This window comes from Nocardia abscessus NBRC 100374, assembly GCF_000308455.1.
GTDB lineage: Bacteria > Actinomycetota > Actinomycetes > Mycobacteriales > Mycobacteriaceae > Nocardia > Nocardia abscessus.
Window position 1 is genome coordinate 1 of the sequence record NZ_BAFP01000045.1, and the last position, 9500, is coordinate 9500.

At 70.1% G+C, this 9500-nt stretch carries 10 protein-coding genes; 4 read left to right on the forward strand and 6 right to left on the reverse strand.

Features of this window, described 5'->3' with window-relative positions:
- Nucleotides 1-652, reverse strand: a 652-nt coding sequence (locus tag ON19_RS09460) for a biotin/lipoyl-containing protein (RefSeq protein WP_043689171.1), incomplete at its 3' end; no start/stop codon positions are given.
- Nucleotides 653-911: 259 nt separating this feature from the next.
- Here ON19_RS09460 and ON19_RS09465 point away from each other — a divergent pair.
- Nucleotides 912-1274, forward strand: coding sequence for a hypothetical protein (locus ON19_RS09465; protein ID WP_043689183.1), 363 nt, complete (start codon nt 912-914; stop codon nt 1272-1274).
- A 331-nt stretch (nt 1275-1605) separates the two neighbouring features.
- On the opposite strand, the gene ON19_RS09470 is transcribed toward ON19_RS09465, so the two are convergent.
- The gene (locus ON19_RS09470; RefSeq protein ID WP_043689172.1) at nt 1606-3117 is read right to left on the reverse strand and encodes a leucyl aminopeptidase; all 1512 of its coding nucleotides are present in this window, start codon (nt 3115-3117) and stop codon (nt 1606-1608) included.
- A 9-nt stretch (nt 3118-3126) separates the two neighbouring features.
- Entirely contained in the window at nt 3127-3933 is an 807-nt protein-coding gene (locus ON19_RS09475) for a TetR/AcrR family transcriptional regulator (RefSeq protein WP_043689173.1), read from the reverse strand.
- 111 nt (nt 3934-4044) lie between these two features.
- On the opposite strand from ON19_RS09475, the gene ON19_RS09480 reads away from it, so the two are divergent.
- From ON19_RS09480 to ON19_RS09490, 3 genes are all read left to right on the forward strand, one after another.
- Nucleotides 4045-4650 (forward strand): GNAT family N-acetyltransferase, encoded by a 606-nt coding sequence (locus tag ON19_RS09480; RefSeq protein WP_043689185.1) that lies wholly within the window; start codon nt 4045-4047, stop codon nt 4648-4650.
- 52 nt (nt 4651-4702) lie between these two features.
- On the forward strand, nt 4703-5803 hold the full coding sequence (gene gcvT, locus ON19_RS09485; RefSeq protein ID WP_043689175.1) for a glycine cleavage system aminomethyltransferase GcvT: 1101 nt from the start codon (nt 4703-4705) through the stop codon (nt 5801-5803).
- A 139-nt stretch (nt 5804-5942) separates the two neighbouring features.
- On the forward strand, nt 5943-7040 hold the full coding sequence (locus ON19_RS09490; protein WP_043689177.1) for a branched-chain amino acid aminotransferase: 1098 nt from the start codon (nt 5943-5945) through the stop codon (nt 7038-7040).
- A gap of 1 nt (nt 7041) precedes the next feature.
- On the opposite strand, the gene ON19_RS09495 is transcribed toward ON19_RS09490, so the two are convergent.
- The 3 genes from ON19_RS09495 to ON19_RS09505 all read right to left on the reverse strand — a co-directional run.
- Nucleotides 7042-7755 (reverse strand): MBL fold metallo-hydrolase, encoded by a 714-nt coding sequence (locus ON19_RS09495; protein WP_043689180.1) that lies wholly within the window; start codon nt 7753-7755, stop codon nt 7042-7044.
- A 133-nt stretch (nt 7756-7888) separates the two neighbouring features.
- Nucleotides 7889-8644, reverse strand: a complete 756-nt coding sequence (locus ON19_RS09500) for an adenosylcobinamide-GDP ribazoletransferase (RefSeq protein ID WP_043689181.1) — start codon at nt 8642-8644, stop codon at nt 7889-7891.
- 136 nt (nt 8645-8780) lie between these two features.
- Nucleotides 8781-9500: nicotinate-nucleotide--dimethylbenzimidazole phosphoribosyltransferase (locus ON19_RS09505; protein WP_043689187.1), on the reverse strand; the 720-nt coding region annotated here is incomplete at its 5' end.

Genomic DNA, 9500 nt, shown 5'->3' on the forward strand with positions numbered 1-9500 from the left:
GGGCCGGGGCGGCGGCCGCGGGGGAACCACTGCCGATCACGCCGAGCTGTCCGCCGACCGCGACGACGTCGTCTTCCTGGGCGGTGATCTCCAGCAGGGTGCCCGCGACGGGCGACGGGATCTCCGTGTCGACCTTGTCGGTGGAGACCTCGAGCAGCGGCTCGTCGACGGCGACCTCGTCACCGACGGCCTTCAGCCAGCGGGTGACGGTGCCCTCGGTGACGGACTCGCCGAGTTCCGGCATCTTCACCGACGTGCCATCACCGGACGGCGCGGGCGCGGCCTGGGCCGCGGGCGCGGACTCCTGGGCGGGAGCAGCCTCGGGCTCGGCCGCGGGCGCCTCCTGCGCGGGGGCTTCCTGCGCGGGCGCGGCGGCTTCCGGAGCGGGCGCGGGCGCGGACGAAGCCGCCTCGCCGGGCTCACTGATGACGCCGAGTTCGCCGCCGACCTCGACCACGTCGTCTTCGTTCGCGACGATCTTCGACAGCACACCCGCCGCGGGGGACGGGATTTCGGTGTCGACCTTATCGGTGGAGACTTCGAGCAGCGGCTCGTCGACCTCGACCGTGTCTCCTTCCTGCTTCAGCCACCTGGTCACCGTTCCCTCGGTGACGCTCTCACCAAGAGCGGGCATCTGGACGGAGAAGGCCATGTCCGTTGACTCCTCTGACTGCTCGACGGGGTTCTACAACAGTTGATCTCGCTGCGGACGCCCGCCGCGGGTCGCGCCGGGAGTCCGGAAGCCACCGATCATTGTGGTGGCACCGGAGATCCGTGTGGTTCTTGTACCGCGGTCCATCCTTGCACTCGTACGCAAGCCAGGTAGCACAGGGCGGCGAACTGCACAGAGCTGGCAGTATGGGAAGACCGGCGGTGAACATTCTCCGGTGCAGGAAAGGAGGTCGGCGTCGTTGGGTTTGCTGGATCGTTTCCGTGGCGGCGCTGCCCGGGCTGGCGGCGTTCTACGTGGGGGTTCGGTAGCCGGGCAGGATGCCCGCTATCTCTCCGAATGGGTGCGCACCCACGTTGGTGTCGAAGGCTACATCGAGCCGAAGACCACGGTGACAGATGTCACAGTTGTCCTTATTGCCGCTGATGGTGAATGGACGCGCCGGATCGTCGGCGAGCGTGGGGCGCAGCGGCTAGCCAAGGATTTGCACATCCCCGTCTACGACGTGCGCAAGACCGGGTATCCGCAGCGGATGCGCGACTACGACGCCCGGAAACGGGTGGAGCGGCAGCGCGAACTGGAACGGGATCTGTACGACCTCTGAGCCGTCGATATGTCCGTTCCGCCCGGTTCTCGCGCGGGCTCGTCAGGTGCCCGCGACGACGGGCGAGCCGCTCTGCGAACCGTTGGGGGCAGGCCGCCCCACACGTCGTCGGCCCGGACTATCCCCGCACCGGCCGCACCGGCCGCACCGGCCGCACCGGCCGCACCGGCCGCGCCGATGCACCGCTCGTCGCGCCCTTGGTGCGGTTCCATTCGGCGCGGGGAGTCTCCGGCGGCCCGGTCGCCAACCGGTGAGCGCGCGGCCGTCCTCTCCGTCCCGGCGGGCCGAAGCGCGTCGTCCGGAGATCGCCCCGGACGACGCACCCGCGAGTTCACTCCGCGGCGATGTCCTCGAGCACGGCGATCAGCGTGCGGACCGGGACGCCGGTGCCGCCCTTGCCGATGTAGCCGAAGGGGCCGCCGGTGTTGTAGGCCGGACCGGCCACATCGAGGTGGGCCCACTGCACGTTCTCCGGGACGAACTCCTTGAGGAACAGCCCGGCGGAGAGCATGCCGCCCCAGCGGTGCGGCGCGACATTGGCCAGGTCGGCGATCTTGGAGTTCAGGTCGCCGCGCAGTTCGGCCGGAAGCGGCATGGCCCAGCCGTTCTCGCCCACCTCGCGGGAGATGCGGGCCACCCGGTCGCGGAATTCGTCGGTGCCCATCACGCCGGGCGTGCGGGTGCCGAGCGCGACCATCTGCGCTCCGGTCAGGGTTGCCACGTCGATCAGGTACTCCGGCTCGTCCTCGCTCGCGCGCACGATCGCGTCGGCGAGGATCAGACGGCCCTCGGCGTCGGTGTTGAGCACCTCGACGGTGACGCCGCCGTACTGGGTGAGCACGTCGCCGGGGCGCTGCGCGGTGGCCGAGGGCATGTTCTCCGCCATCGGCACCGTGGCCGTGACGGTGATCGGCAGGCTCAGCCGGGCGGCCAGCAGCGTCGTGGCGATCACGGCGGCGGCGCCGGCCATGTCGGAGGTCATGTTCTCCATGTTCTGCGCGGGCTTGATGGAGATGCCGCCGGTGTCGAAGGTGATGCCCTTGCCCACCAGCGCGACCTGCTTCGGGCCGCCCGCGTAGGTGATCCGGAGCAGGCGCGGCGGACGCGAGGAGCCCTTGCCCACACCGAGCACACCGCCGTAACCGCCCTCTTCCAGCGCCTTCTCGTCGAGTACCTCGACGGTGAGGCCCGCGGCCTCGGCCAGTTCCCGCGCGCGGGAGGCGAACTCGGCGGGGAACAGGTGGCTGGGCGGGGTGTTCACGAAATCCCGCGCGGTGGCCACGGCCTCGGCGGTGAGCTGGGCGCGCAACAGCGCCTCTTCGCCGAATCCCGGCTCGGGTACGAGCAACTCGACACGGGCCACCGGGCGCTCGTCCGGCTTGGGCGCGGACTTGTCCGAGCGGAACGGCGTGAACGTGTAGGCGCCCAGGTAGAAGCCTTCGGCGGCGGCGCCGATGTCGAGCCCGGACAGCGTGGTCACCACCAGTTCGGTGCCGGACAGCGCGCGGGCGGCCACACCGGCCGAGCGGCGGATCTGCTCGGCGTCGAGTTTGTCGGCGGACCCCAGGCCGACGGCGAGGACGCTGGACACCCCGGCCAGTCCGGACGGCGCCGGGATGCGGGTCAGCTCCTCGGCCTTGCCCTTCGCCCCGACCGTGCCGAGCTGGTCGAGCAGCTCCCCGCGCAGTTCTGCGGTGAGCACGTCGCCGAACAGGTCCTCGGGCACGATGACGGGGCCGTCCTCCGAGGAGGTCAGTCCGATGACGAGCACATCGGTGTCCGCGCCGATGGCCTCGGTGCGTGCCAGTTCCGGTCCGAGCGAGCGATCTGCAACAGCGGTCATTGGCACAGGCTATTCGCTCCGTTCCGGATGACGCACCGCGACGCCGTCGAGCAGGAGTTCCACCGCGGCGACGAGCAGGTCGTCGAAGTCCATCTCGAAACCGGAGTCCTGGTCGGTGAGCAGACGATGCAGGACGGGGCGGATCGCCGGGTCGAGCCACTCGGCGAGGTCGTGGTGCGGCGCGGTCGTCTCGGCGGCGTCGCGCGGATCGCCGAAGCGGTCGACGCGCTCGGAACTCCACAACAGCGCGAGCCCCTGGACCAGGCCCGACAGCGCGAGGTAGATCGTGAATCCGGTCCGCTGGGTGAGGCCGGGGTGGTCGAGAGCGGCGAAGTTTCGTTCCAGCACGTCCAGCAGCGCGGGGCCCAGCGGCGGACGGGTGCGCGCCAGGAGCGGCAGCATCCACGGATGCCTGCGATAGAGGCGCCACTCCTCGTGCGCCTCGTGCCGCAACCGGGGCCGCCAGCCGGTGTGCTCGGCGGGCGGCGGCGGAATCTCGTCGAGTACCAGCTCGGCCATGCTCGCCAGCAGCGCTTCGCGGTCGGGGAAATGGCGGTAGAGGGCCGCCGTCGCGACACCGAGCGCACCGGCCAGACGGCGCATGGTGAGGCCGTCGATCCCGTCGCGGTCGGCCAGCTCCACCGCCGCGCGGGTGATGCCGACGGCGGTGAGCCGCGTCGGGCGGGCGGCGCGGCGCACGGGGATCGCCGCGCGGCGGGCGCGGTAGGCGCGGGCCTGACAGGAACGGGAGCAGTACTTGCGCCGACGGCCGAGCGTCGGCTGGACGAGTTCGTTCCGGCAGAGCGCACAGGTCATTCCGATGCTTCCATTTCGACACACGAACAGGTGTGACGAAATATTAGCGAGATGGCTGTGACCTGCCTAGATTTGCGAACTAATACGCTGTTCACAAGGAAAGGAATGCGGATGGAGATCACCACTCGCCAGGCCGGTGCCGAGGACCGTGACGCGCTGATCGAGGCATTCGGCATCGCCAGTGCGGACGAGGTGGTGACCGCGTGGTTGCTCGAAGGCCAACCCGAAGGCGGGTTGCGCACCGCGTTCGTGCCCGGTCTGGTCGACCGTGCATTGCGGGACGACGAGATCTGGGTGGCGGGCGTGGGTGCGGAGATCTGGTCTATGTCGATCTGGCAGCACGTCACCTCGGTCGAGCGATTCGCCGGCGAAGCCGCCGAGACGCGGACCATGGCGCAGCAGGCTCCCGACGTGCGCGTGCTCCAGCGGCTACAGATCGTCACGGACCTGCTGGCCCGGGAACACCCCCGCGAGTTCCCGCACCGATACCTGCAAGTGATCGTCACGATGCCGGAGCATCGCGGCAAAGGAGCCGGTGCGGTGATTCTCGCCGACCGCTTGAAAGCGGCCTCCGAAGCGGGCGTTCCGGCGTTTCTCGAAGCGAGCACCGAACGATCCGCTCGGCTCTACCGCCGCTCCGGATTCGCCGCGACCGGAACTACCCACACCCTGCCGGAGAACGGTCCGACACTGATTCCGATGTGGTTCCGGCCCTGACGCGGGGCGAGGACCACGGCTACGCGCCGCGGCCGGCGGATAAGCTCGGCGGGTGACCGAGACGAGCCTCCTGCAAGGACCCATCCACGCCGTGCACGTCGAGCTCGGCGCCACCTTCGCGCGGTTCGGCGGCTGGGAGATGCCGGTGTCCTACGCGGGCACGGTGACCGAGCACCAGGCGGTTCGCACGGCGGTGGGTCTGTTCGACGTCAGCCATCTCGGCAAGGCGACGGTGCGTGGCCCCGGCGCCGCGGCGTACGTGAACTCGGCGCTCACCAACGATCTCGGCCGCATCCAGGCGGGCAAGGCGCAGTACACGCTGTGCTGTGCTCCCGACGGGGGAGTGATCGACGACCTGATCGCCTACTACGCCGGTGACGACGAGATCTTCCTGGTGCCGAACGCCGCCAACACCGCGGCGGTCGTCGCGGAACTGCGCAAGGCCGCGCCCGACGGCGTCACCGTCACCGACGAGCACCGCGAGTACGCCGTGTTCGCCGTGCAGGGCCCGCGTTCCACCGAGGTGCTGACCGCGCTCGGCCTGCCCACCGACCTCGAGTACATGGCCTACGCCGACGCCGTGTGGGACGGCCGCCCCGTCCGGGTCTGCCGCACCGGTTACACCGGCGAACACGGCTACGAGCTGCTGCCGCGCTGGGACGACGCAGAACCGCTGTTCGGCGCCTTGGTCGAGGCGGTGCGCGCCGCCGGAGGCCAGGTGGCCGGGCTCGGTGCCCGCGACACCCTGCGTACCGAGATGGGCTATCCCTTGCACGGGCACGAACTCTCGCTGGAGATCTCCCCGGTGCAGGCGCGCTGCGGGTGGGCGGTCGGCTGGAAGAAACCGGAGTTCTGGGGCAAGGCCGCTCTGGAGCAGGAGAAGTCGGACGGCCCGCGCCGAATCCTGCTCGGCCTGAAGGCGCTCGACCGCGGTGTGCTCCGGCAAGGGCAAACCGTGCTGCGGGCAGGCGAACCGGTCGGCGAAACCACTTCCGGCACCTTCTCGCCCACCCTCAAGGTCGGCATCGCGCTGGCCCTGCTGGACACCTCCGCCGGCATCGAACCCGGTACCGAGGTCGAGGTCGACGTCCGCGGCCGCCGCCTGCGCTGCGAAACCGTGCGCCCACCGTTCGTCCGCACCAACACCAGGTAGCTCCCGCCGCTCCCGTCGCGGGCCGCCCCGCTGCGCCCGCCTGGGTGATCGGCCGTGGTCTGCGCCGTGTCCCACGGGGGACCAGGGGGGCGCGGACCGTGGCGGAATCGCCGGAACCGAGCCGGATAGGATCGTCGCCATGACCGCTGCCGCACAGTTCACCCGTGTTCCGCATCCCGCGCCACTCGCGGCGCAGCGGCGACAAGAGGTACTGGCGGAGCCGGGGTTCGGGCGGTACTTCACCGATCACATGGTCTCGATCGATTACGTCGGCGGCACGTGGACGAACGCGCGCGTGGAGCCGTACGGCCCGCTGGCCTTGGACCCCGCGACCATGGTGTTCCACTACGGCCAGGCCATCTTCGAGGGGCTCAAGGCCTACCGTCAGGGTGACGGCAGCGTCTCCTGCTTCCGGATCGATGCCAACGCCGCGCGTTTCCGCAGGTCGGCTCGCCGTATGGCGATGGCGGAGCTGCCCGACGAGCTGTTCATCGAGTCGGTGCGCCAACTGCTCGAGGTGGACCGGGACTGGGTGCCCGCGGCGGGCGGCGAGGAATCGCTGTACCTGCGGCCGTTCATGTTCGCCACCGAGGCCGGGCTCGGTGTGAAGCCCGCCGCGGCGTACAAGTACCTGTTGCTCGGTTCCCCGGCGGGAGCGTACTTCCCGCGCGGTGTGAAGCCGGTGCGGGTCTGGCTGTCCACCGAATACGTGCGCGCCGCGCCGGGCGGCACCGGCGAGGCGAAGGTCGCGGGCAATTACGCCGCTTCGCTACTGGCCCAGGCCGAGGCAACGGCCAAGGGATGCGATCAGGTGGTGTGGCTGGACGCGTGTGAGCGCCGCTACGTCGAGGAAATGGGTACCAACAACCTGTTCTTCGTCTTCGGGTCCGGTTCCGAGGCGCGGCTGGTCACGCCGGAACTCTCCGGCTCGTTGCTGCCGGGCATCACTCGCGATTCGCTGCTCACCCTGGCCGCCGATTCCGGCTTCCCCGTCGAGGAGCGCAAGATCTCGGTCGAGGAATGGCGCAAGGGCGCCGAATCCGGTGAGATCACCGAGGTTTTCGCCTGCGGGACCGCCGCGGTGATCACCCCGGTCGGCTGGGTCCGTTCCGGTACGGGCGAGTTCACCATCGGCGGTGGAGAGCCCGGCGCGGTCACCATGGCTCTGCGCGACACCCTCACCGGCATCCAGCGCGGCACGTTCGCCGACAAGCACGGCTGGATGCGCCGTATGTGACTCAGCCCGGCATCAGCATGTGCCACTGCTCCAGCGTCCGCGGACGCATGACGTAGTTTTTGTCCCGGACAGTGGACAGTGCGGCGCTGGGTTCCTGCGAATACCAGTGGCCCGGGTAGACGACCGGGTCGCCGGCGAGTCCGGCCAGGTAGCGCAGGCTGCGGAACATTTCGTCCGAATCGCCGCCGGGGAAATCGGTGCGGCCGCAGCCGTCGACGAACAGGGTGTCGCCTGCGATCAGGCGGTTGTCGAACAGGAAGCATTGGCTGCCCGGAGTGTGTCCGGGCGTGTGTAGTAACTCGATGTCGAAGGCCCCGACGGTGACCTTGTCGCCGTGCTCGTGACCGGTCAGTTCGCTTTCGGCGATACCCGTGACGTTGGCCACCCACGGCAGCTCTTTGGCGTTGACATGCACTGGGACGCTTGTCTTTTCGAGGAGTTCGCGCACTCCGCGCAGGGTGAAGCCGAGCATCGTGCCGCCCACGTGATCGGGGTGGTGGTGGGTGGCGAGCACGCCGCTGAGCCGCAGACCGTCTCCCTCGGCGATGTCCACCAGATCACCCGCCGCGTAGGCCGGATCGATCACCACGCACTCGCCCGTCTCCCGGTCGCCGATCAGATACGCGAAGTTGCGCATCTGTGTCGCGATCGGATCGCCCACGGCGTAGTCGCGTCCCGACAACAGTTGGCGAAAATACAGGCGCTCAGAAGACATACCGCCCACCTTATTGCCCGACCCAGACGATCCGCGCGCCGCGGCCGGAAAAATTCCAGTGACCCAGACTCCCGGGCGGTTCCGAACTGGACAAATGTTCAATTCGGCATGACGAATCTACGGCGCTGGCGGGTCAGACGGTCTGGACAGCGAGGGACAGGACGGCCGCCGTGAGCGCCACGGTGGTCTCGACAGCGGCGCCGAGGACGTCACCGGAGACTCCGCCGAAGCGGCGGGCGCAGTGCCGGACCAGGATCATCGAGGCGGCCAGGCCGAGCGTCACCGCGAGAGGGCCGAGCCATGGGTAGCCGGGGACGGCGAAAACGGCGAGTGCGACGGCGGCCACCGGCCAGCACACTGCGGCCGCAGCCGATTGCGTGCCCGCGACCAGAACGCCGAACCCGGTACCCGGAGCGGCGGGAATACCCCGGCAGGCCAGGATCACCGCGACACGGCCGGTCGCCACGGCGAGTGCCACCGCGAGCCATCTGCCCGAATCGGCCAGGGCCGCGAACGAAAACGCTTGCACCCCAATGGTGATCGTGAGCCCCGCGACACCGAAGGGACCGGCCCCGCCGCTTTTCATGATCTGCCTGGCCCGCTCCGGCGGTCCGTAACTGCCGAGCCCGTCCAAGGTGTCGGCCAAACCGTCCAGATGCATGCCCCTGGTGATCAACGCCAGTGCGCCGACCACCAGCAGCCCGGCCAGCGAAGCGCTCATTCCGGCCCGGGTCAGCGCCCAGAGCAGGCACGCGGCCCCCGCGCCGAGTAACGCGCCGACCAGCGGCGCCAATAGGATCGCGCGCCGCGCCGCCGAGCGATCCACAGCCTCCGGCCCTCGGACCGGCAGTACCGTGAGCCAGGAAATCGCCAACCGAACCCCGTTCACGCTGAACCTCGTTCGGCGGGCGGTACTCGGCGCGTGTTGTCGGAAACCCGGTCGATGACCGGCCGCGGCGCCGGGTTCTCCTGCGCCCCACCCGGCGTCGGCGAGGGGGGTAAGGCGGCGCAGGGGCGGGAAGACTTCACTTGCGCAGGTTCGGCGCTGGGGTTGCCGGTTCGGGGTCGGCGGTGCTGACGCCCGCCTCGGCGAAGGTGGACATCTCCGTGAGAGCCGCCACCGCCGAGCGGAGGATGGGAAGGGCGGTCAGGGCGCCGGAGCCTTCGCCGAGGCGCATGGTCAGGTCGACCAAGGGCTCGAGGCGCAGGTGTCGCAGCGCGAGGTCGTGTGCCGGTTCGGTGGACCGGTGACCGGCCAGCCACCAGGCGCTCGCGCCCGCGGCGAGGTCTTCGGCGACCATCGCCGCGGCCGTCACGACAACGCCGTCGAGGATGACGGGCGTGCGCCGGGTGGCGGCCTGGGCGAGGAACGCGGCCAGCGCGGCGAAGTCGGCGCCGCCTGCCACGCGGAGGAGCTCGACCGGGTCCTTCACCACCGGGCGGGCGCGGCGCATCGCATCGCGGATGGCGGCGACCTTGCGGATCCATCCGGCGTCGTCCACGCCGGTGCCGCGGCCCACCGCGGCGACCGGTTCGGTGTTGGTGAGGCTGGCGATGAGCACCGTGGCCGGAGTGGTGTTGCCGATGCCCATATCGCCCGCGATCAGCAGGTCGGCGCCCGAGTCGATCTCCTCGTCGGCGATGGCGCGGCCCGCGTCGATCGCCGACTCGACCTCTGCGGCGGTGAGCGCGTCCTCGCGATCGATCGACCCGCTGGAGCGCCGCACCTTGTGCTTCGAAACCTG